This window comes from Bradyrhizobium jicamae (genome assembly GCF_018130215.1).
Lineage (GTDB): Bacteria > Pseudomonadota > Alphaproteobacteria > Rhizobiales > Xanthobacteraceae > Bradyrhizobium > Bradyrhizobium jicamae_A.
Genome location: NZ_JAFCKQ010000006.1, coordinates 70250 through 92193 on the forward strand (window position 1 = coordinate 70250; position 21944 = coordinate 92193).

22 protein-coding genes are annotated in these 21944 nt (G+C 65.0%); 11 read left to right on the plus strand and 11 right to left on the minus strand.

Going from position 1 to position 21944, the window contains the following annotated elements; translation table 11 throughout:
- Positions 1-6: 6 nt before the first annotated feature.
- The 3 genes from JQ586_RS10250 to JQ586_RS10260 all read right to left on the minus strand — a co-directional run bounded on the left by JQ586_RS10250 (position 7) and on the right by JQ586_RS10260 (position 3872).
- Positions 7-1533, minus strand: coding sequence for a hypothetical protein (locus tag JQ586_RS10250; protein ID WP_312016947.1), 1527 nt, complete (start codon positions 1531-1533; stop codon positions 7-9).
- A 116-nt stretch (positions 1534-1649) separates the two neighbouring features.
- Positions 1650-2924, minus strand: a complete 1275-nt coding sequence (locus JQ586_RS10255) for a SulP family inorganic anion transporter (RefSeq protein ID WP_212394413.1) — start codon at positions 2922-2924, stop codon at positions 1650-1652.
- A 120-nt stretch (positions 2925-3044) separates the two neighbouring features.
- Positions 3045-3872 carry a CHAD domain-containing protein gene (locus JQ586_RS10260; RefSeq protein WP_212394414.1) on the minus strand — a complete coding sequence of 276 codons (828 nt, stop codon included), beginning with the start codon at positions 3870-3872 and terminating at the stop codon, positions 3045-3047.
- A gap of 373 nt (positions 3873-4245) precedes the next feature.
- On the opposite strand from JQ586_RS10260, the gene JQ586_RS10265 reads away from it, so the two are divergent.
- The 3 genes from JQ586_RS10265 (at position 4246) to JQ586_RS10275 (ending at position 6433) form a co-directional block, all read left to right on the plus strand.
- Positions 4246-4680 carry a MarR family winged helix-turn-helix transcriptional regulator gene (locus JQ586_RS10265; protein WP_212394415.1) on the plus strand — a complete coding sequence of 145 codons (435 nt, stop codon included), beginning with the start codon at positions 4246-4248 and terminating at the stop codon, positions 4678-4680.
- 20 nt (positions 4681-4700) lie between these two features.
- Positions 4701-5471 carry an enoyl-CoA hydratase-related protein gene (locus JQ586_RS10270; protein ID WP_212394416.1) on the plus strand — a complete coding sequence of 257 codons (771 nt, stop codon included), beginning with the start codon at positions 4701-4703 and terminating at the stop codon, positions 5469-5471.
- Positions 5472-5566: 95 nt separating this feature from the next.
- Positions 5567-6433, plus strand: coding sequence for an aldose 1-epimerase family protein (locus JQ586_RS10275; protein ID WP_212394417.1), 867 nt, complete (start codon positions 5567-5569; stop codon positions 6431-6433).
- Between the two features lie 39 nt (positions 6434-6472).
- On the opposite strand, the gene JQ586_RS10280 is transcribed toward JQ586_RS10275, so the two are convergent.
- Both JQ586_RS10280 and JQ586_RS10285 read right to left on the minus strand, forming a co-directional pair.
- Positions 6473-6676: a hypothetical protein gene (locus tag JQ586_RS10280; RefSeq protein WP_212394418.1), complete on the minus strand. Its 204-nt coding sequence runs from the start codon at positions 6674-6676 to the stop codon at positions 6473-6475.
- 101 nt (positions 6677-6777) lie between these two features.
- On the minus strand, positions 6778-7512 hold the full coding sequence (locus JQ586_RS10285) for an SDR family NAD(P)-dependent oxidoreductase (protein ID WP_212394419.1): 735 nt from the start codon (positions 7510-7512) through the stop codon (positions 6778-6780).
- A gap of 238 nt (positions 7513-7750) precedes the next feature.
- Here JQ586_RS10285 and JQ586_RS10290 point away from each other — a divergent pair, with 238 nt between their 5' ends.
- From JQ586_RS10290 to JQ586_RS10300, 3 genes are all read left to right on the plus strand, one after another.
- On the plus strand, positions 7751-8164 hold the full coding sequence (locus tag JQ586_RS10290; RefSeq protein ID WP_212394420.1) for a DUF3830 family protein: 414 nt from the start codon (positions 7751-7753) through the stop codon (positions 8162-8164).
- A gap of 1 nt (position 8165) precedes the next feature.
- Positions 8166-9104: an allantoinase PuuE gene (gene puuE, locus JQ586_RS10295; RefSeq protein WP_212394421.1), complete on the plus strand. Its 939-nt coding sequence runs from the start codon at positions 8166-8168 to the stop codon at positions 9102-9104.
- Positions 9105-9227: 123 nt separating this feature from the next.
- Entirely contained in the window at positions 9228-10376 is a 1149-nt protein-coding gene (locus JQ586_RS10300) for a mechanosensitive ion channel family protein (protein ID WP_212394422.1), read from the plus strand.
- 13 nt (positions 10377-10389) lie between these two features.
- On the opposite strand, the gene JQ586_RS10305 is transcribed toward JQ586_RS10300, so the two are convergent.
- The 5 genes from JQ586_RS10305 to JQ586_RS10325 are packed head-to-tail and all read right to left on the minus strand — an operon-like array spanning position 10390 to position 15762.
- Positions 10390-11922: an ABC transporter ATP-binding protein gene (locus JQ586_RS10305; protein WP_212394423.1), complete on the minus strand. Its 1533-nt coding sequence runs from the start codon at positions 11920-11922 to the stop codon at positions 10390-10392.
- Positions 11919-12602: a cysteine hydrolase family protein gene (locus tag JQ586_RS10310; protein ID WP_212394424.1), complete on the minus strand. Its 684-nt coding sequence runs from the start codon at positions 12600-12602 to the stop codon at positions 11919-11921. Before JQ586_RS10310 ends, JQ586_RS10305 begins: the two co-directional genes overlap by 4 nt.
- A gap of 16 nt (positions 12603-12618) precedes the next feature.
- A complete protein-coding gene (locus tag JQ586_RS10315; RefSeq protein ID WP_212394425.1) occupies positions 12619-13545 on the minus strand; it encodes an ABC transporter permease in 927 nt (308 codons plus the stop codon).
- A gap of 1 nt (position 13546) precedes the next feature.
- Positions 13547-14632 carry an ABC transporter permease gene (locus JQ586_RS10320; RefSeq protein WP_249147467.1) on the minus strand — a complete coding sequence of 362 codons (1086 nt, stop codon included), beginning with the start codon at positions 14630-14632 and terminating at the stop codon, positions 13547-13549.
- A 20-nt stretch (positions 14633-14652) separates the two neighbouring features.
- On the minus strand, positions 14653-15762 hold the full coding sequence (locus tag JQ586_RS10325) for a BMP family ABC transporter substrate-binding protein (RefSeq protein ID WP_212394427.1): 1110 nt from the start codon (positions 15760-15762) through the stop codon (positions 14653-14655).
- A gap of 396 nt (positions 15763-16158) precedes the next feature.
- Here JQ586_RS10325 and JQ586_RS10330 point away from each other — a divergent pair, with 396 nt between their 5' ends.
- From JQ586_RS10330 to JQ586_RS10345, 4 genes are all read left to right on the plus strand, one after another.
- On the plus strand, positions 16159-17424 hold the full coding sequence (locus JQ586_RS10330) for an allantoate amidohydrolase (RefSeq protein ID WP_212394557.1): 1266 nt from the start codon (positions 16159-16161) through the stop codon (positions 17422-17424).
- Positions 17425-17637: 213 nt separating this feature from the next.
- Positions 17638-18045 carry a hypothetical protein gene (locus tag JQ586_RS10335; RefSeq protein ID WP_212394428.1) on the plus strand — a complete coding sequence of 136 codons (408 nt, stop codon included), beginning with the start codon at positions 17638-17640 and terminating at the stop codon, positions 18043-18045.
- Positions 18046-18203: 158 nt separating this feature from the next.
- Entirely contained in the window at positions 18204-19442 is a 1239-nt protein-coding gene (locus tag JQ586_RS10340) for a PAS domain-containing sensor histidine kinase (RefSeq protein WP_212394429.1), read from the plus strand.
- 148 nt (positions 19443-19590) lie between these two features.
- Positions 19591-19812: a hypothetical protein gene (locus tag JQ586_RS10345; RefSeq protein ID WP_212394430.1), complete on the plus strand. Its 222-nt coding sequence runs from the start codon at positions 19591-19593 to the stop codon at positions 19810-19812.
- On the opposite strand, the gene JQ586_RS10350 is transcribed toward JQ586_RS10345, so the two are convergent.
- Entirely contained in the window at positions 19760-20731 is a 972-nt protein-coding gene (locus JQ586_RS10350) for a LysR family transcriptional regulator (protein WP_212394431.1), read from the minus strand. The genes JQ586_RS10345 and JQ586_RS10350 overlap by 53 nt on opposite strands.
- A gap of 86 nt (positions 20732-20817) precedes the next feature.
- Here JQ586_RS10350 and JQ586_RS10355 point away from each other — a divergent pair, with 86 nt between their 5' ends.
- Positions 20818-21888 carry a putative sulfate exporter family transporter gene (locus JQ586_RS10355; RefSeq protein ID WP_212394432.1) on the plus strand — a complete coding sequence of 357 codons (1071 nt, stop codon included), beginning with the start codon at positions 20818-20820 and terminating at the stop codon, positions 21886-21888.
- Positions 21889-21944 lie beyond the last annotated feature (56 nt).

Consider the following 21944-nt stretch of genomic DNA (forward strand, 5'->3'; position numbering starts at 1 on the left):
GGGTTGCTACCTGCACGTGGCGTTCCCGGCTTCGGCAACGGTGAGGAAGCTGATCGTTGCCGGCGCAATGGTGATCATCCCCGCCGCGAGCGCTTCGCCCGTGAGAGATGGCAGCCGACCGGCGACGTCCAGCGCGAGTGTCGTTCCGTTGAGCCGGACCGCGCTGCCGGTGAGCTTGTCACCCGACAACGTGTAGCGATGTGACGCGGCCGGCAGCGCCAGCCGCCGCGACGTCTCGCGGTCATTGTTGATGACAAGCAGGGCAACACCGCCGGGGATGTCGCGTGCACAATGCGCGTAGATGTGGAGACCCGGCTCCGGCGTGATGGCGGCATCGAGCACCGTCGTGCCCATCAGTCGCCGCCACAACAACGCGCTCCAGTAGTTGGGGCGCGGCAAATGGGTCCGCTCGTCGAGCAGCCCGTAATCGCTCGCGGCCAGAGTGTTGTGCATCACGACCTGAATGCCGGCTTTGGCCAGCCGTCCGAGCTGATCGAGGTAGCGGAAGGTGTCGGCGAAGCTGGCCGCCCAGCGGTTGCCGCCGCATGCGGTCTCTGCCGTCTCGGTCAGCCAGATAGGCTTGCCTGGGGCGAGCCGATCGCGCAGTGACTGATGGAAGGCGAGCGCCCGGTCGGTTCGCGCCAGCCATTCGTCCGACAATGCGGACTCCGGCGTGCGGTCGCCGGCGCAACGGGCGGAGAGCGCGCCATAATGATGATAGGAGATCGCGTCGACGTCGCGCGCCGTTGCCGCAAAAAGGGCTGCGGCATCCGTGCCCGTGCCGATCACGCCCGGGCCGAGGATCGTTATGTCGGGCGCGGCTTGCTTGATAAAGGCGCGGAAGGTTGCGAAGTCCCGGCCATAGGCTGCCGCGTCGTAGCCATCAGGGGCACCCCCGATCGACGGCAGATCGGGCTCGTTCATGAATTCGGCGGCTGCGATATGGCCGCCGGCGGACCGGGTGAAGGCCAGAAGGTGCCGGGCCTGATCCGGCGTCCAGCGCCCGTCGGCGTCGCGTGTGCCGGCGCTGATCGCAAATGATGTGACGATTGGTGCATCGACGGCGCGCGAGAAATCGATCACGCCGCGCCATTGCCGCCGCGTCAGGATTCCCTCGAAGCCCGAGGGCGGCGTCGATGGCGGGGTGTCGGAATCCGCGAAGAAGGTGCTGTTTGCCCAAGTCCCGCTGACGCGGAGATAGGCGGGAGACAGTGCCGCCGCGAGCATGCGCAGTCGCTTGTCGCCGAGATCGATCGCGGGTCGTTCCGCGAACCGCTCCGTCGTGGCGTCCACCTGCATGCCGGTTGCGGCATTCGGCTTCCAGAAGCGTCCTCCGGTCACCTCGACCATCTCGATGTTGTAGGACTGGAAGCGTGGGTCGATGTTCGCGACGCGGGGCATGTTCGCGATGTCCAATCTGAGATCGGCCGCCAGCGCGTTTGTGGCGACAAAGGCAGCCGCGACCGAGGCGATGACACGGTCAAGGCGTCGAGGCGATCGGATCGCGCCATGGCTGCGCAAGGATTCTCCCACGTGCTGCATTCCCGGTGGCGTCAGGATGCCGCCGCGGGTCCCCGGAATCAACGTGATCCCCAGCGTAATGCCGGCAGTGAAATGGCGACAATGGCTGGAGCGTCTGCGAGCGAGGTCTAGCCGTTCGCCCTCCAGCGGTCGAAGCCGGCGAGCAGCGCGGCGATCAGGCATCCCGAGATGATGCCGAGCGACAGGTCCTCGAACACTGTGAGGGCAAAGGTCGGGATCAGCACCACGGCGCCACGCCAATCCGTGGCGAGGTGCAGGAACGCCTCCTTCTCCGCCATGTACCAGCACACCACGACGAGGACGCCGGCGAGCGCCGGGAGCGGGATGTAGCTCGCGAGCGGCGCGGCGATCACCATGAACGACAGCAGGAACGCCGAATGCAGCATGCCCGAGAGCGGGCTGCGGGCGCCGGCGCGAATGTTGGTCGCGGTGCGTGCGATGGTGCCGGTGACGCTGATTCCCCCGAACAGGGCGGAGGCGATGTTGGCGATACCCTGCGCCACCAGTTCCATGTTGGAGCGGTGCTTGCGTCCGGTCATGCCGTCGGCGACCTTTGCCGAGAGCAGGCTTTCGACGCCGCCGAGCAGCGTGAAGGACAGCGCAGCCGGAAGGATCTGCAGCAACAGACCCGAAGGGATGTCGGGCAGATGCGGCACCGGCAGGCCGCGGGGAATGGCGCCGAAACGGCTGCCGATGGTCTCGACCGGCAAATGCAGCAGCAGCGCTGCGATCGCGGCCAGCACGATCGCGATCAGCATCGCCGGCCATGCAGGTCGCCACGCGCGCAGTGCGAAGATCAGCGCAGCCGATCCTGCGCCGATGGCGAGCGCCGACCAGTTCAGGGTCGGAAGCGCATGAGCAAGTGCCAGGAGCTTCGGCACAAACGGTCCGGGCTCGGCGCCGGCCAGCGTCAGGCCACCGAGATCGCGCAACTGGCTTGCCAGGATGGTGACCGATATGCCGCAGGTGAAGCCGACGGTGACAGGGTGCGGAATGTAGCGGATCAGCGATCCCAGCCCCGACGCGCCGATCAGCGTCAGCATCATGCCGGAAACCAGGACCGTTAGCAGAAGACCTTCGATCCCGAACTGAGCCACGGTTGCGGCGACCAGCACGATGAACGCTCCGGCCGGACCGCCGATCTGAAACCGGCTGCCGCCCAGCGCGGACACCAGGAAACCACCGATGATGGCCGTGAACAGTCCGCGCTCCGGCGTCACGCCGGAGGCCACCGCGATTGCCATCGACAGCGGCAGAGCCACCACCGCCACCGTCAATCCGGCCATCACGTCATGCCGGAGCGCCGCGAGGCCGTAGCCTTCGGTCAGCGTGGTCACGAGCTTGGGGCGATAGAGATGGGCCGTCGAAGAACCGTCAGGCATGTTTTTGACCGTGTGAAGGGGATTTCGGAATCAGGCAACCAGAGCCAACGAAGGCGAGAATCTTGCGAAGGATCGCCCATGCGGACGGGACGACGGGGCGAGGCGAGGGCGCGACGATGGTCATCCCGAGATCTTCCGGTAGACGGCGGCAGCGCGGCGCAGCAATTGGCTCTTGCGCTTGCGCTCGCGCGTCCTCCCATGTTTGGCCTTCCGCTTGATGGCTTCCTGCTGCTGATCACAAGCGCTTTCGACAAGCGCGCGGCGCACGTCGGCGTCGTTCAGTTCGCCGAGAATCTGCTGCCCCTTGCGCAGATGCTTCAGGACGTCGCGCCACGGCGCGTAATCCTCCTCCGGCAGTCCTCCCTCGGTGAACTCGATGGCATAGCGCAAGCGCTTGCTTGCCAGCCGCACGCGATGCCGTTTGGTCTTGCCCATGCCTTGCAGGCCGCGGCTCTTGTGCGCGAGCTTGTCGTGCCACTGCGCGAGCCTGCGGGCATGAAAGACCGAGACCGGGACTGCCCGGCGCTGCGCGGCGCGGCGATCCTGCTTCGCTGTCCATGGGCCGCTGCCGACCCAATCCCACATGGCTTCGAACCATTGCCGGTAGCGTTCGCTCTCCAGTGCCTCCTGGAGACGGTCGAGGGCGCCGGTCCGTGCGGCCCTGAACATCCGTTCCTCGGGCCGGCCCTTGCTGTTCTCGATCGCGACGTCGAGATCGCGTGTCGCGCCGAGAAGAGCGCTCAGCCACTTCAACTCGGATCGCAGCCGCATCCACTCGGTGTCGGCCACCATCTGTTCATAGAAGGCGATCGTGGCCTTCAGTCGCGTCAGAGCGATGCGGGTGTGGTGCAGCGCCGTGGCATCGCCGGCGAGAACAGCGTCGTGACTGGTTGCGACCTCCTCGAGGCATTCCGACAGGATCAGGCGGAACGCGGTCTCACAACGCATGGTTTGGCTCAGATGGCGTGGCCGTTTCGGGCGGGTAGCGCGCTCCTTGGCCGGACTTGCCGATAACGTCATTGACTCTCTCGCGACCGGACCCGACCCGCAACGCGACGGGCGCCACCCTAACCCAAAGCTTTCCGGGTTGCTTGATTTCGATCAAGCTCTTTCTGAGCAGGAGCCGGTCCAACGACGCTGCATAGCGGAAAAATGTTGCACGCACGCAACTGGGGCGCGTGATAGCGGCGTCCGATCCCCGACTGCGCGAGCGTTTATTGGCGTCCGGAGACGGATTTGCACGATTTCGTGCGAAGCGGGCTTGATATTTCGCGCGCGAAATATACGATATACTTCGTATGCGAAATATATCGTACCAACCATGAAGGCAGAACATCGCCTGATCTTTCTTCTGACCGTGGCGTATCGGCGGCTGCAGCGCGCGATCGAGCAGGAGACGGCGGCGCATGATCTGACGTCGGCGCAGGCGGGCGTGCTGTTCTATCTCGGGCGCAATGACGAAGCGCTGATCGGCGACGTCTCGCAGGCGCTCGACATCGTGCCGTCGGCGATGACCGGGCTGGCGGACCGCATGGAGCGTGCCGGCCTCATCAAGCGCAGGCGCGACGGCGCCGATGGCCGGAGCCAACGGCTTCATCTGACCGCGGCCGGCCACGAGCTTGGCAAGCGCGCCGCGACGCGGACGCGGGTGATCAACAGCAGGCTGATGGACGGGTTTTCGGAGGCCGAGATCGACGTGGTGTCGCGCTGGCTGACCAGCCTGCAGGATAAGTTTCCGAAAGATAAAGACGGCTAGCAAGCAAAGAGGAGTGAAAGATGAGCGAATTGGTCGACGTGGCGCTGGAGGGCAGTGTCCTCACCGTGACGATGGCGCGCCCGGACAAGAAGAATGCCATCACCAACGCGATGTATGGCGCGATGGCCGATGCGCTTGAGCGTGCCGAAGGCGATACCGCGATCCGCGCGGTGCTGATCCAGGGCGACGGCGACAGCTTCACGGCGGGCAACGACCTCGCCGATTTTGCTGCGGTCTCGCAGGGCGCACGCGGCGAACGTCACGTAACGCGCTTCCTCAAATCCCTTGCCGTTGCGAGCCGGCCGCTGGTGGCCGCCGTGCAGGGCAATGCGGTTGGCATCGGCACCACCATGCTGCTGCACTGCGACCTCGTTTATCTCGCATCCAACGCCCGGCTGATCACGCCGTTCGTCAACCTTGCGCTGGTGCCGGAGGCGGCCTCGACCTGGCTGATGCCGCAGCGCATCGGCCATGCGCGGGCTTACGCGATGTTCGCGCTCGGCGAGCCGGTCGAAGCCGAGACCGCAGTCTCGATCGGCCTTGCCAATGCGGTGGTGCCGCCCGATGCGCTGCGCGCCAGGGCGCGGGCCGCAGCAGAGGCGCTGGCCAAACGTCCGCTCGGATCGCTCCAGCACACCAAGTTGCTGATGCGTGATACCGCGAGGATCAGTGCGCAGATGGCGCGCGAGGGCGAGATCTTCCAGGAGCGATTGATGAGCGCGGAAGCGCGCGAAGCGTTTGCGGCGTTTGCCGAACGCCGCCAGCCGGACTTTTCGAAGGTCGCCGGGTAGCGCCCGAAATTCGCGGCGACGCGCGTCAATGGGGTTGACGGCGCCGCCGCGATCCAACATCTCGTTCTGCGGCAGGATGCACGGCGAGGCGGGATATGAGCGACAGTCACACGTTGCGCGGCGAGATCGCCGCGACCATTTCGGCGCGGGGCGCGGAACTGACCTCGCTCAAGGCTGCCAGCGGCGCCGAACTGCTCTGGCAGGCCGGTCCGCAATGGCCGCGCCACGCGCCGCTGCTGTTCCCGATTGTAGGAAAGCTGACAAACGACGCGCTGCGCCACGGCGGCAACACCTATCCGATGACGCAACACGGATTCGCGCGCGACCGACGGTTCGAATGGCTGGAGCAGGGGCCGCGCTCATGCAAGCTCGTGTTGTCTGATGATGCGGAGACGAGAGCGCGTTACCCTTTCGCCTTCAGGCTGGAGGTGACCTACACCCTTGAAGGCGCTGATCTCGACGTTGCGTTCGACATCACCAACACCGGCGACGGGACGCTGCCGGCCTCGCTCGGCGGGCATCCCGCCTTCAACTGGCCGCTCCTGCCGGAACTGCGGAAGGAGGACTATGCGCTGACCTTTGCAAAGGATGAACCCGCGCCGATCCGACGGCTCGCTGGCGGGTTGATGCGGTCACAAGTGGAACCCACGCCGGTCAAGGGCAACGCGCTCGCGCTGTCCGAGCACCTGTTCGATGACGACGCGATGATCCTCGACCAACTCGCGAGTGCGTCGGTCCGCTTCGCCGCCGATCGCGGCCCGGCGATCGAGGTATCGTGGCGCGGCTTTCGCGAACTCGGCATCTGGTCGAAGCCGGGCGGTGCGCCGTTCCTGTGCATCGAACCCTGGCGCGGCTTTGCCAGCCCTGTCGAGTTCGACGGCGAATTCGCCGACAAGCCCGGCCTGATGCACATCGCTCCCGGCGCGCGAAAGTCGCTGGGCTACCATATCCGCGTCAGTTGAACGCCGCGCCTGCCGAGACAAGAATTGGCGAGACAAGAACTAACGCGCGCTGCGCGTCGCGAGCACGCTCGTGATCCCGCCCACCGACGGCGGGTTCTCGTGCGCCCACGTCTCATGCGCGGCCAGATCGCGATAATGGTCGGCCATGCGCAGCAGCCGTTCTCGGATGCCCTGATTTTCCTCACCCTTGGCCTGGTCGGCCAGTTGCGCGGCGCGTTCGAGAAGCGTTTTCGGATCGATCACGACAAGCTCCACATCCGGTTTCGCCCTGCAATCAACGGCGACAAGCAAGCACAGTTCCTGCCATGATTTGATGACAGCAAACGGAATCGATCGCCGGAGGGTCAGTTGAACGCCATACCGCCGCTCATCGCGATCGTCTGCCCGGTCATGTAGGGATTGTTGACCAGCAGCATCACGGCCTGCGCGACCTCCTCCGGCGTGCCGAAACGGCCCACCGGGATCCGGCTGACGAGGCCGGTCTGCCCCGCCATCATGTCGGTCTCGATCAGCGACGGCGCGACGGCGTTCACCGTGATGCCGTCCTTGACCAACCGGGCGGCATAGCCGCGTGTCAGTCCTTCGATGCCGGCCTTCGAGGCATTGTAATGCGGCCCGATCGAGCCGCCGCCGCGCGCAGCGCCCGAGGAAATGTTGACAATGCGGCCCCATTTCCTGGTCCGCATCGTCGGCAGCACGGCTTGGGTGCACAGGAACACTGATTTGAGATTGACCATGATGGTACGGTCGAAGTCTTCTTCCGTGAGATCGTCGACACCCTTTACGATGGCGATGCCGGCGTTGTTGACGAGGATATCGACCGGGCCCAGCGCGGAATTGGCGCGCTCGACCATATTGGCGACGGCGGCTGTTTCCGACACGTCGGCAGCGATCGCGACGGCGCGGCCGCCCGCGGCGGTAATGCCTTTGACCAGTGCTTCCGCGTCGCTGGCGCGCTCGCGGTAGTTGACCGCGACCGCTGCGCCGGCCTCCGCGAGCATCCTGACGATGGCGGCACCGATGCCGCGTGAGCCTCCGGTCACAATCGCCACATGTCCGTGCAGGCTGTCGGTTGTCATTCGCATCATCCCTTCGTTTGCCACAAAGGCTCGCAAAACCGGCTGCGCGGCGCAATCCGCGTCCGGCAGCGGTCTGCTCACATCTGCGTTGCGGCCCGCCGGACCCAAAAGGGACCCGACAAAAACCGGCGAAAATGGCCTGAATCGGCCTTGCGTCCGCGGCTCACCGGCGGCAATGGTGAGGGTGTCATCCAAAAGCCCCAGGCAATGGTCTCGGTGGCATCACGAGAAGAGATCGATGAGCAAACTGATTGTCCGCGCCGGCGAGTTTACCTTTGACGCCCGCTTCGAGGAGCAACTCGCGCCGAAGACGGTTGCCGCCTTCCGCAAGGCGATGCCGTTCGAGAGCCAGGCGATCCATGTTCGCTGGAGTGGCGAGGGCGTCTGGATGCCGCTCGGCGATCTCGATTTCGGCGTCTCCTACGAGAACCACACCAGCTACCCGGCGCCGGGCCAGATCATTCTCTATCCCGGCGGCATCAGCGAGACCGAGATCCTGCTCGCCTATGGCGGCGTGCATTTCGCGAGCAAGATGGGGCAACTCGCCGGTAACCACTTCATCACGCTGACCTCGGGTCTGGAGAACCTGACTACTTTCGGCAAGACGGTGCTGTGGAAGGGTGCGCAGCAAATCCGTTTCGAGGAAATCTGATGTGAACGAGCCTCGTTATCCGCGCGACCTCCGCGGCTACGGCCGCAATCCACCCGACCCGAAATGGCCGGGACAGGCGCGCGTCGCCGTGCAGTTCGTCGTCAATTTCGAGGAAGGCGGCGAGAACAACATCCTGCATGGCGATCGCGCGTCGGAAGCGTTCCTGTCGGACGTGCTGGGCGCGCAGCCCTGGGTCGGCAAGCGCCACGCCAATATCGAATCGATGTTTGAATATGGCTCGCGCGCGGGCTTCTGGCGGCTGTGGCGGATGTTCACCGAGCGCAAGCTGCCGACCACCGTGTTCGGCGTCGCGATGGCGCTGAAGCGCAATCCCGATGTGGTTGCCGCGATGCAGGAGGCGGGCTGGGACATCGCCAGTCACAGCCTGCGTTGGGTCGAGCACAAGGACATGTCGGAGGCCGAGGAGCGCGAGGAGATCGCGCGCGCCATCGCCGTACACACCGAAGCCACCGGCGCGCGGCCGCTCGGCTGGTACACCGGCCGCTCCTCGATCAACACGCTGCGCCTGCTGATGGAGACGGGCGGCCTGCGCTACCTCTGCGACTCCTATGCCGACGATCTGCCGTACTGGATCAAGGCCGGCGCGAGCGAGCCGCATCTCGTGATTCCCTACACGCTCGATGCCAACGACATGCGCTTCATCAACACGCAGGGTTTTCCGGGCGGCGACGAGTTCTTCACCTATCTGAAGGACAGCTTCGATGTGCTCTACGCCGAAGGCGCGACGTCACCCAGGATGATGTCGATCGGCCTGCACTGCCGGGTGGTCGGCCGCCCCGGTCGCGCCGCCGCCCTGATGCGTTTTCTCGACTACGTCCAGGCGCATGAGCGCGTCTGGGTGCCGACGCGCCTTGCGATCGCCGAGCACTGGCACGCCAACCTGAAGCATCTCGCCGCAGACGCGTTCGAGATCGGCTAGCCCCGCATCAAGGTTCCATTACATCCTGAAATGCAGCAGATGAATTGCTGCATTGCATGGAGGACAGAAGCGACCGGAGACTCAAAGCGTTAGCGGCCTGCAGTGCTGGAGCAGGCGGGTCGCATGCAGGAGTTCCTTGCCGAGCTGGAACACACCTTTCGCTGGGTGCCGGATTGGGTGGTCGGATTCGGCCTGATCACGGGCGCGGTCATTATCGCGCTCGTCACTCACTCGATCGCATCGCGGCTGATGCGCCGCATGTTCGGCCCCAACAACACGGTCGCGCCGCTGCTGCTTGACCGGACATCCGGCCCGACGCGACTGGCGCTGTGTTTGGCCGCCGTTGCGCTGGTGTTGCCGCTGGCGCCACTCAATGACGTGCTGCGCCAGGCCCTCAGCCACTTCTTCGGGGTCGCCGTAATCGCGCTGATCGGCTGGATATCGATCCGCGTGGTCGACATGGTGTCCGCCAGGTATCTGGAGAAGTTTCGTCTCGATGTCGCCGAGAATTTCCTGGCCCGCAAGCACGTCACTCAGGTTCGCGTCTTCAAACGGGTCACCGACACGCTGATCGTCATCATCGCAGTCTCGACCGCGCTGATGACCTTCGATTCGGTCAGGCAATATGGCGTCAGCCTGTTTGCTTCCGCAGGCGCCGCCGGCTTGATCGTCGGTCTTGCGGCAAGGCCCTTGCTCAGTAATCTGATCGCCGGCGTGCAGATCGCCCTCACCCAGCCGATCCGGATCGAGGACGCTGTGATCATCGAGAACGAATGGGGCTGGGTCGAGGATATCGCCTCGACCTACGTCGTGATCCGGCTGTGGGATTGGCGGCGGATGGTGGTGCCGCTGTCCTATTTCATCGAGCGTCCATTCCAGAACTGGACGCGCGACGCGCAATCCCTGATCGGCGCGATCGCGCTGCATGTCGACTACAGCGCTGACGTGCCGCGGATCCGCAAGCGGCTGGAACAGGCCGCGAGCGAATCCAGGCTCTGGGATCGCGCAGTCGTGAATCTGCAGGTGATCGACACCCATCCGCGCACGATCGAGCTGCGCGCACTGGTCAGCGCACGGAACGCGCCGCAGTCCTGGGACCTGCGATGCGAAATCCGGGAGAAGCTGCTTGCGTTCATCCGCGACGAGATGCCCGAAGCGCTGCCGCGCGATCGGGCCATCCTGGCCTCCAATGACGATCTCGGCAGAAGGTTCTTGCGCGGTGGGTCGACCGGCAACGGCAGCAAAAGCGAAACTGCGCCATCTCCCGGCTGAGTTTCCGCGTGGCCTAATGCCCCGCCATGTGCCGGCCGATCTCGGTGAGATCGGCCTCGCTGGCCCGTGCCTCATGCACCAGCTCGCCGTGGAACATCACCACCAGCCGATCCGACAACTCCAGCAATTCGTCGAGATCCTCGCTGACCAAAAGCACCGCGGCGCCGCGGTTGCGCGCGGCCATGATCTCGGCATGGATCTGCGCCACTGCGGCGAAGTCGAGGCCGAAGCAGGGATTGGCGGCGATCAGCACTTCGACGTCGCCCGACAGTTCGCGCGCCAGCACGGCGCGCTGCACATTGCCGCCCGACAGTGCCGCGATCGGCGTCTCGGGCGAGCGGGTCTTGATCTTGTAGAGCCCGATCTTGCGTTGGGCATCCTTGTGGAAAGCGGCGCCGTTCAGCCACCAGCCGCCGCGCGCGAACGGGGCGCGGTCGAATTCGCGGAACGCAATGTTGTCGGCGACGCTCATGCCGCCGACACAGGCGTTCTTCAGCGGCTCCTCGGGCAACAGCGACATCCTGTGGCGCCGCATCTCCTCGCGGCTCGCCGAATAGACCTCGCCCTGGACGCGGATCACGCCGCTTTCGGCCTCGCGCTGGCCGGCCAGCACCTCGACCAGCTGCCGCTGGCCGTTGCCGGAGACGCCGGCGATGCCGACGATCTCGCCACTCTTCACCGTTAGCGACACGCCGTGCACGGCGATCGCGCCGGCATCGTCGCGCGCGGTGAGCTCGTCAAGCTCGAGCCGCGGCGCGCCGACATCTCCTGTGCGCGGCGGCTGCACGGTCAGCTGCTCGGCGCCGATCATGGTGCGCGCCATCTCGTCCGGCGTCAGCTCGGAGACCTTGCCGGTTCCGGCGAGCTTGCCGCGGCGCAGGATCGTCACGTCGTCGGCAAACGCCATCACCTCGCGGAATTTGTGTGTGATCATCAGGATGGTCAGCTCGCCCGCGACCACCATGGCACGCAGCATGCCGAGCACTTCGTCGGCCTCGCCGGGTGTCAGCACCGAGGTCGGCTCGTCCAGGATCAGGAAGCGGCGCTTCAGATAGAGCTGCTTGAGGATCTCGCATTTCTGCCGCTCGCCGGCGGAGATGTCAGAGACCTTGGCGTTCAGCGGCACCTTGAACGGCATCCGCGCCAGGAATGCTTCGAGCTCTCTCTTCTCCTTGCCCCAGTCGACCACGGCCGGGACGTCGTCGCGGGCCAGCACCAGATTTTCCGCAACCGTCATCGCGGGCACCAGCGTGAAATGCTGGTAGACCATGCCGAGGCCGCGCGCATGGGCGTCCTTCGGGTTGGCGATGCTCTGCTGACGGTCAGCGATGATGATGTCGCCCTGGGTGGCGTGGTAATAGCCCATGATGCATTTCACGAGCGTGCTTTTTCCTGCGCCGTTCTCGCCGAGCAGCGCATGAAACGAGCCGGGCCGCACCTTCAGCTCGACATTGTCAAGCGCAAGGAAGTCGCCGAACCGCATGGTCATCGCGATGGCATCGACGCCGAAAGTGCCCGTAGGGGCGGGCGGCTCGCCGATGATCACGACAGCGCTCCGATCAAATCGACCGATGTCGCCACTGCGCCGAACACACCGCCCTGCATCTTGATCATCTTCAGCGCATGGTCGTGATTGCTCCGGTCGGTCGCGCCGCAGCAATCCTCGATCAGCACGCATTCGAAGCCGCGGTCGTTGGCCTCGCGCATCGTAGTGTGGACGCAGACGTCGGTGGTGATGCCGGTCAGGACGATGTTGTCGATGCCGCGCAGCCGCAGCATCAATTCGAGGTCGGTGGCGCAGAACGAGCCCTTGCCGGGTTTGTCGATGATGGGCTCACCGGGCAGCGGCGCCAGATCGGGGATGATCTCCCACCCGGGTTCGCCGCGCACCAGGATGCGGCCGCACGGGCCGGGATCGCCGATGCCGGCGCCGATCTGGCGCGAGCGCCAGCGCTTGTTGGCAGGCAGGTCGGCGAGATCGGGCCGGTGGCCTTCGCGGGTGTGGATGATGTGGAAACCCTGCGCGCGCATCACCGCGAGCAGCTTTCTGATCGGCTCGATCGGTGCCCGCGTCAGCGACAGGTCGTAGCCCATCTTGTCGACATAGCCGCCGACGCCGCAGAAATCGGTCTGCATGTCGATGATGATGAGCGCGGTATTCTCCGGACGGAGATCCCCGTTGTAGGGCCAGGCGTAGGGTTCGGACTTGATGGTGCGCTCGGGCATCGGACGACCTCGGGAGTTATCTTGTAATCGACAGTTCGGCCGGCGCGCCGGTCAGGGTGCGCTTCGGCGAGCAGGTGATGATCATGATCGCCAGCGTCAGGATGTACGGTGCGGCGTTGAACAAATGATAGCCGGAGGTGATGCCGACCGATTGCAGCGCCGGCCCGAGCGCCGCGGCGCCTCCGAAGGCGAGCGAAGCCCAAAGGCACAGCATCGGATCCCAGCGCGCGAAGATCACCAGCGCGACCGCGGTGATGCCTTGTCCCGAGGAAAGCCCTTCGTTCCAGCTCCCGGGGTAGAACAGCGACAGGAACGAGCCGCCGATGCCGGCGAGGAAGCCGCCGACCATGGTGGCACGGAGCCGGATCAGCAGCACGGAGTGGCCCATTGCGCGAGCCGCATCTGCGCTTTCGCCGGCGGTCCGGATCAACAGGCCCCAGCGCGTGGTCTTGAATGCCCAGTAGAGCAATGGTGCGATTGCAACGCCGATCAGGAACAGCACGTTGATGCGCAGCGCCGCGCGCAGCTGCGGGATGTCGCTCCACCAGCCGAAATCGATTGCCGGCAATCTTGCGGCCGTCGGCTCGATCAGCGGCTTGCCGAGGAAGAAAGCAAGGCCGGTGCCGAGCAGCATCAGCGCGATGCCGACCGCGATGTCGTTGACCCGCGGCAGCGAGCAGATGCCGGCATGCAGCGCGCCGAACACGGCGCCAGTGATACCGGCGGCGAGCACGCCGAGCCATGGCGAGCCGGAGAGATAGGAGATGCCGTAGGCGCTCATCGCACCCATCACCAACGTGCCCTCGAGGCCGAGATTGATGCGGCCAGAACGTTCGGTGATGCATTCGCCGAGGCTGACGAACAGGAATGGCGTGGAGACGCGGATGGCGCCACCGAGCACGGCGAGCGGGACGGTCCAGAGTCCGATCGATGTGTCTGCCATGTCAGGACTTTCCCTTCAGGAAGCCGATCCGCCCATAAAGCGCGTCGCTCGCCAGCACGAAGACGAAGATGATGCCTTGCAGCACCAGCACGGAGGCGTCGGGCAGACCGAGCCGCCGCTGCAACAGGCCGCCCGAGGCGCTGATGCCGCCGAGCAGGATCGCCACCGGAATGATCGCGAGCGGGTTCTGTCGTGCCAGGAAGGCGACGAGGATGCCGGTGAAGCCGTAGCCGGCGGCGAGGTTGGCATTGGTGCGGCCCTGCACGGCCGCGACCTCGATCATGCCGGCGAGCCCGGCACAGCCGCCGGCGAGGAAGCAGATCGTCATGATCAGCCGGCCGACACCCAGCCCCACGATCTTTGCGGCGCGGACGTTGCCTCCGGCGACCCGCGCGGCGAAGCCGAAGGTGGTGTGATAGATCAGGACATAGGCCGCGACCGCGGCGACGAGACCGAACGCCAGACCCCAATGCACATCGGTGCCGGGAATGGTGCCGATCATGTTGGCGGCGCCGATCTCGCGGGTCGATGGCTTGTTGAGGCTCGCCGGATCGCGCATCGGCCCCTCGACCAGATGGTTGAGGATCGCGAGCGCGATATAGACCAGCAGCAGGCTCGAGATGGTCTCGTTGACGCCGCGATACTGCCGCAAGCCGCCGGACAGCGCGATCCAGAGGCCGCCGCCGATCACGCCCGCGATCACCATCGCGATCTGCACGATGATGGGAGCGGCGCCCTGCAGCGCCAGCGCGGCCGATGTCGCCGACAGCGCGCCGATCAGAAGCGCACCTTCGCCGCCGATGATCACCATGCCGAGCTGCGCCGGCAACGCCGTACACAGCGCGGTGAGGATCAATGGCGCGGCGCGGGTCAGCGTGTTCTGCCAGGAGAACCAGGTGCCGAATGCGCCGTAATACATGTAGAAATAGAGGTCGAGCGGGTTCTTGCCGTAGACCGCGACAAAGGCGCCGAACACCGCGAGCGCGCCGACCAGCGCCGCGCCAGGGATCAGGATGTATTCGATGCTGGCGCCGTAGCGCTGGAGGAATCCGGCATCGGCGGTCGCAGCAACGCCGACCGCCTCCATCGGTTCCGCCGTGTCCGTCGTCACGCGGTCGCTCCGATCACGCCGTCGACGAGGTAGTCCATCTTCTCGAGCTCGGGATCCTGCTGGCCACGGTCGGTGCCGGCGGCGATCACGGTCTTGCCCTTGTTGTCGACGATCGGTCCCTTGAAGATGGTGTAGTCGCCGGCCATGAACTTGGCCTTGACCTCGTCGGCATGCTTGCGCGCCTCTGCCGAGACCATCTCCCCATAGGGCGAGACCTTGACGATCTCTTCCTTCAGGCCGCCGCGATAGAAGTTCGGGATCGATTCACCCGACGTGATCATCTTGACGAACTTCGGATAGAGCGCCTCCCAGTTCCATTCGGCACCAGTGAGATAGGCCTTGGGCGCCAGTGGTGACTGGTTGACGTGATAGCCGCACACCATCGCGCCGCGTCGTGCGGCGTTCTCGACCATGGTCTTTGGACCGTCGACGTGGCAGGTGAGCACGTCCACACCCTGGTCGATCAGGCTGTTGGTGGCTTCGGCTTCCTTGACCGGCATTGACCAGTCGCCGGTGAAGATCACCTGCGTGGTCGCCTTCGGATTGGCGAGCTTGGCGCCGAGCGTGAAGGCGTTGATGTTGCGGAGCACCTGCGGGATCGGCTTGGCGGCGACGAAGCCGAGCTTGCCGCTCTTGGTCGAATAGCCCGCGACGATGCCGGAGATGTACTGCGCCTCGTCGATATAGCCGAAATAGCTGCCGGCGTTCTTCGGATCCTTGTCGGTCCACAGCCCGCCGCAATGCTCGAAGTGCAGCTTCGGAAATTTGGTCGCCATCTTGAGGACGTGCGGGTTGTAGTAGCCGAACGAGGTCGGAAACAGCAGCGTCGCGCCGTCGAGGTTGATCATGGATTCCATGGTCTTTTCGACCGCATCGGTCTCCGGCACCTTCTCTTCCTCGACCACCTTGATGCCGGGCAGCTTCTTCAACGCGGCCGCGCCCTGCGCATGGGCCTGGTTGTAGCCGTAGTCGTCGCGCGACCCGACATAGATGAAGCCGACCGTGGTCTCCGCCGCGGCTGCACCCCGCACGCCGAGCGTGCTGCCGAGCGCCAGCGCCGCGCTGCCCTGCAACAAATGCCGTCGTGAAATCCTGCCAAAATCCATAGCCTGCTCCCTCCGGCGGTCCGCCCGCCCATCGTTTTCGCAAGCCGCCAAGACGGCGGAGCTTGGAACGGATGTCGCAAGCTTCGTGCCAGAGCATCTTTGGCGATCACTTCAAATTAAGTGTATGAAAATACTTGATAATCATATCTGTTCTGGCGATGCCGAATGTTTGGTCAGAACCGATATGCATATAATTTAGGCTATCAATCGTCATTGTATGCAATGCAGTTAAGCAGGCTCTCACCCGCGGGGAGCGGCGCGGGTCGGGCAGCGCGGAGCAGGACGCGCGATTTGGCGGCTGATGAATCGGATAGCGCCTGCTACGAGTGGGACGGCGCCGCGGCCCGCCCGATCCGGATGCCCGGCGCGGCCCTGATATGGAAGAGCGTGAGCGAGATGGAAACCGCAGGTCAAACCAGGAAGTCGTCGCTCGGCGATCAGATCGTGGCGCGGATCAACCAGCTCGCCATGATCTCCGAGACGCCCGAGCACCTGGCACGGATTTTCCTCACGCCTGAGCATCAAAAGGCCGCCGATCTTATCCTGGCGTGGATGCGTGAAGCCGGCATGAGCGCGCATCTCGACGCGATTGGCAACGTCTGCGGCCGCTACGAGGGCGAAAGGGCCGGCGCGCCATGCCTGATGCTCGGCTCGCATTACGACACCGTCCGCGATGCCGGCAAATGGGACGGTCCGCTCGGTGTGATCACCGCGATCGTCTGCGTCGCGGACCTCAACCGCCGCGGCAGGCGGCTGCCGTTCGCGATCGAGATCGTGGGCTTCGCGGACGAGGAGGGCGTGCGCTTCGCCTCGACCCTGCTCGGCAGCCGCGCGGTCGCCGGCACCTTCGACGAGAGCGTGCTGGCCACGCGCGACCGCGGCGGCACCTCGATGCACGAGGCCATGGTCGGGTTCGGGCTCGATCCCGATCACATCGGCAGGGCGGCGCGCGCACGCCGCGAGCTGCTCGGCTATGTCGAGCTGCACATCGAGCAGGGACCGGTGCTGGAGGAAAGGGGATTGCCGGTCGGCGTGGTATCGGCGATTGCCGGGGCGACGCGGCTCGCCGCCAGTCTCACTGGCATGGCCGGCCATGCCGGCACTGTCCCGATGGTGCTGCGGCGCGATGCGCTCACGGGCGCCGCAGAATGCATCGTCGCCATCGAGGAGTTCTGCAGGACCGACGAGGTCGGTCTCGTCGGCACCGTCGGCTACATCACGGCGATGCCCGGCGCCACCAATGTGATCCCCGGGAAGGTCTCCTTCACGATGGACATCCGCTCGCAGAGCGACACGCATCGCAAGCGCGCGGTCGCCGATATCGTGCGGCGGGTCGAGGCGATCGCCAGGCGCCGCGAGCTGACGCTGCAGATCGACGTCACCCATGAGAACCGCAGCGTGCCCTGCGCGCCGTGGCTGACATCGCAGATCGCTGACGCCGTGGCGGCCGAGGGCTTCCAGGTCTTCGAGCTGCCGAGCGGAGCGGGGCATGACGGCATGGCGATGGTCGACATCGCCGATATCGGGATGATTTTCGTGCGTTGCCGTGGCGGCATCAGCCACAATCCGGCCGAGCATGTCGAGTTGGCCGACGCAGATACTGGCGCGCGAGTACTGCTACGCGTGATCGAGAATTTTAGGCCGCAGCAACCGGGCTCGTAAGGCGCTCGCTGCCCGCGACGGGCATCCTTACGCAGAGTGTTCGCCGATGTAACGCGCATGTGTCATTGTGCGCCGTCTCCCCATACAACGTTGTCATTTCGTTTTCCCCGGAGCGATGCGCGCACTGTCGCAGGCGTCATCATCCTTTAATGAAAGTGACAAATAACCTGACTGGTCCCTGCCGAATGGTATCGCGGATGCGGAGTTGATCTGATGGCCTGTCGCTTCCTGCCCCTCCTCATGCTTGCGTTGCTGCTGTTCGGCGGCCGAGCGTCGGCGCAGGTGCGGGTTGAAGGCAAGTCCGGGATCGTTCATCTCGAGGTCAACGATGCCTCGCTCGAGGAGGTGCTCGCCGCGCTGCGCGACAGGTATAATCTGAGCTACCGCTCCAACGACACGCTGGCGGTGCGCAGGACTGGCGTATTCAACGGCCCGTTGCTGCGCGTCGCCGCGCGCGTCCTAGAGGGGTACGACTACGTAATGACCATCACCCCTCAGGGGATCGATGTTCTGATCATGCGCCAGGCTGGAACTGGAGCGCCGGCCGTGGCCGCTCGTCCACCGCTTACGACCGCTGAGGCCAACAACGTCAAGCCCGAGAAGCCCGACCGTATCCGCTAGCGCGCGACCTTGAGTTATCAATGCGCCGTCGGGAGCGCGCCGTTCCACGCACAGCCGGTTTGTGCCGAATTTGAATGGATTTGGCATCGAAGACCGACCTATTTGGACTATTGCAACCAACGGTAAGGGGCCTAATCTTGCCTGGGTAGGGGGAAAGCATGAGGTCGTCCGCCCTTCATGACGTTCAGTTCCCGAAGCAACCGGCGCTGCAGTTGATCTATGACACGGCGCCGATCGGCCTTGCCTACCTTTCGCCCGACTGTCGCTATCTGCAGATCAACCAGCGCCTCACCGAAATCTGCGGCATTTCGGTGGAAGGCCATCTCGGGCGTAGTGTGCGTGATTGCGTGCCCGCGCTGGCTTCGGCCGTCGAGGATATCGTGCGTTCGATCATGGAGACCGGGCAACCCGTGACCGGCGTCGAGGTGTACGGCCAGCGCCCGGGTCACAATGACGAGCGCTGCTGGATAACCCATTGGCATCCACAGCGCGGGCCGAACGGAAGCATCGTCGGGGTCAATGTCGCGGCCGAAGAGATCACCGACCGCAAGCGCAGCGAACGCGAGATCCGCGCCGCCCGGGATGCGGCCGAGAAGGCATTGCACCATCTGCAGGAGACCCAGGCGTCCCTGATCGAGGCCGAAAAGCTGGCTGCGCTGGGTCGGCTCGTGGCTGGCGTCGCTCACGAGATCAACAGCCCGATCGGCACCAGCCTCACCGTCGCGTCGGTCCTGGAGCAAAAATGCGCCGACTTCGCTGCCGAGGCTGCGCGCGGCAAGTTGAAGCGATCGAGCCTGGCTGATTTCATCGAAGTGGTCGAAAGTGCGTCGTCACTGCTCGTCGGAAACCTCAAGCGCGCAGGCGAACTGGTGCAGTCGTTCAAGCAGGTGGCGGTCGATCGCAGCTACCTCGACCGGCGTCACTTCGATCTCGGCGCATATACCGAGCAGGTTCTCTCCAACCTGCGTCCGGCCTTGCCAAAGAACAACCTGACGCTCAATGTGGATGGCGCACCCGATCTCGCGATGAACAGCTTTCCCGGTCCTTACGGCCAGGTGCTGACCAATCTCTTTCTCAACTCGGTCGGACACGCATTTCCGGATGGCAAGGGCGGCGCGATCGCGATGCGGCTGCGCGGGGCGGGTGCTGAGCATGTAGAAATCCTGTTCGCCGACGATGGTTGCGGCATGAGTCACGACGTCCGACGGCAAGCCCTCGATCCGTTCTTCACCACCCGCCGCGACAATGGCCATATCGGGCTCGGCCTGCATATCGTCCATAACATCGTCACCAACCGGCTGGGCGGAGACCTCCGTCTCGAGAGTGCCCCGGGCATGGGGACCAGCGTCCTGATCACACTGCCACGCGCGGCGCCGCAGCGCGCGACCGACCATTGACGGCGACTGGTGCCCCGGGAAGAAAACACTCCTCTATGTGCGTGCCGAGAAAAGTTATTCCAAGCGGATGCCTCAAAAGGCATTCCGCGACCCTTGCGTCCGCGCCGGATGTCCTGACATCTTGGGGGTATTCCCAACGGTAGCCATCATGAGCCAATCCGCATTCGATCCCTTCGGTGAGCCGGTCCCAGCGATTGATCCTTCGATCGCAGGCGGGCGTGCGTCGACATGGCTGAAGAACGCGGGCACCAGCGTGTTCTGGGTGCTGGTGGTCGGCATCGTTCTGGCGCGCGCCGTCTACTTCGAGCCGGGCGTGTTCAGCTTCGAGCGCGCTGTCGCCTGGGCGCAGGGTCTGTTCGCCGCACTTTAGCCACCGGCTTGCGCGGGTTCGCTTGCGCGTCCTGCTTTTCCCTGATGATCCCCTCGAAAGCGACCGCGGCCGGCACGTCCAGCCGGCCGGACGATTTCAGTTGCCAGAGCATTCGCTCGATCCGGGTGCCCTTGATCGGAATCACCCTCAACTTCCCGAGCCTGACCTGATCATCGCTCGTCGCCGTCGACACGATGGCAACTCCGACGCCGGCCGCGACCGCCTGCTTGATCGCCTCGGTGCTGCCGATCTCGAGCGTCCGTTTGGGCTCGACGCCGTGGGCGGCCAGCGCCTGGGCCACCACCTCGCGCGTCCCCGAGCCGGGCTCGCGGACGATCAGGATCTCGTCCTCCAGCAGGTGGAAATCGATCGGACCTGACGCTGCAGCGAGGCGGTGATCGGGAGCGGCGATCAGGCCCATGACGTCGGTGCGCCAGGCCTGGCTGACCAGGTTCTCGTCCTCCACCGGTCCCTCGACCAGCGCGATCTCGATTTCATGCGCCAGCATCAGGGCAGCGATCTCGCTGGTGTTGGCGCTGACGACGTGCAGGTCGATGCCGGGAAAGGCGCGGTGGAAGATGCCGAGATACGCCGGAATCATATAGGTTGCGATCGTCGTGCTGGCGCCGATGCGCAGCGATCCGCTGTCGAGGTTGCGCAGCGCCTGCAATTCGTCCTCCGCCGCGCGCTCGGCCGCGAACAGCGTCTCGGCGTGACGCGCCAGCGCCGCGCCTTCCCGGGTCGGCCGCACCCCCTTTGGCGTCCGGTCGAGCAGGCGGCAGCCGACCTGGAGTTCGAAATCCCGCACACCCTTGGAGATCGCCGGCTGGCTGATATGCAGCAACTCGGCAGCGCGGGAGAAGCTTCCGGTCTTCGCCACGGCCGCGAACAGGCGCAGCAGATGCAGGTTGAGGGACATAACTTCTCTCTATTGGGGCAGTCCGAAAATATATTAGCCAATCGCCCAGGCTTCGCGCATAAAATCTTCTTCGAAGGGAAGATGTCATGCGGGTTGAGTCAAAAGGATCCGAGGTTCAGGAGCCCGCGCCGGGCGCGGTGATGCGCGCGCTCCAGCTCATTCCCGGCATCCTGCTTTGCGGGGCGGTCACGGTCGTCTCACTCGGCGTCCAGGCCGCCGAGGAACGCGCTTTTGACCACCCCTATATCGAGGCGCTCGTCGTCGCCATCCTGCTCGGGATGGCCGTGCGCACCGCCTGGCAGCCGTCGGAGCGTTGGCGCTCCGGCATCGCTTTCAGCGCCAAGCAGCTGCTCGAGGTCGCCGTGATGCTGCTCGGTGCCTCCATCAGCTTTGCTGCGATCGTGGCCTCCGGCTACCTCCTGATCGGCGCGATCGCGGTCACCGTCTTGATCATGCTCGCTGTGAGCTTCGGCCTCAGCAGGATGCTCGGGCTCAAGCCAAAGCTGTCGATCCTGATCGCCTGCGGCAATTCGATTTGCGGCAATTCGGCAATTGCCGCCGTGGCGCCGGTGATCGAGGCCGATGGCGACGACATCGCGTCGTCCATTTCTTTCACCGCCATTCTCGGCGTCTTGATGGTGCTCGGCCTGCCGCTCTTGATTCCGCTGCTGCAACTCTCGGCGACGCAATACGGCATCCTCGCGGGACTCACGGTCTATGCGGTACCGCAGGTGCTGGCGGCGACCGTGCCGGCCGGTATCGTCTCTACGCAGATCGGCACGCTGGTGAAGCTGGTGCGGGTCCTGATGCTGGGCCCGATCGTGCTCGGTCTGTCGCTGCTCGTCGCGCGCCGCCGCAAGCTTGGAGCCGGCGGGGCGAAGACCGTTTCGATCAGCCCGTTCAAGCTGGTGCCCTGGTTCATCATCGGCTTCCTGGCGCTGGCGGCGCTGCGCTCGCTCCAGCTCGTGCCTGATGTGGCGATCGCGCCCGTGACCAGGATCGCGGCTGTTCTCACCGTGGTCTCGATGGCGGCGCTCGGGCTCGGCGTCGACGTCCGCGTGCTGTCGACCGTCGGGGGCCGGGTGACGGCGGCCGTCACGCTGTCGCTCATGTTGCTGCTCGGGTTAAGCATCGGGCTGGTGCATTTCTTCAGGTGAGCCTGCTTGCTCACCGGTTGCCGGCGCTCAGCAAATGAGCAACTGCACGTCACGGC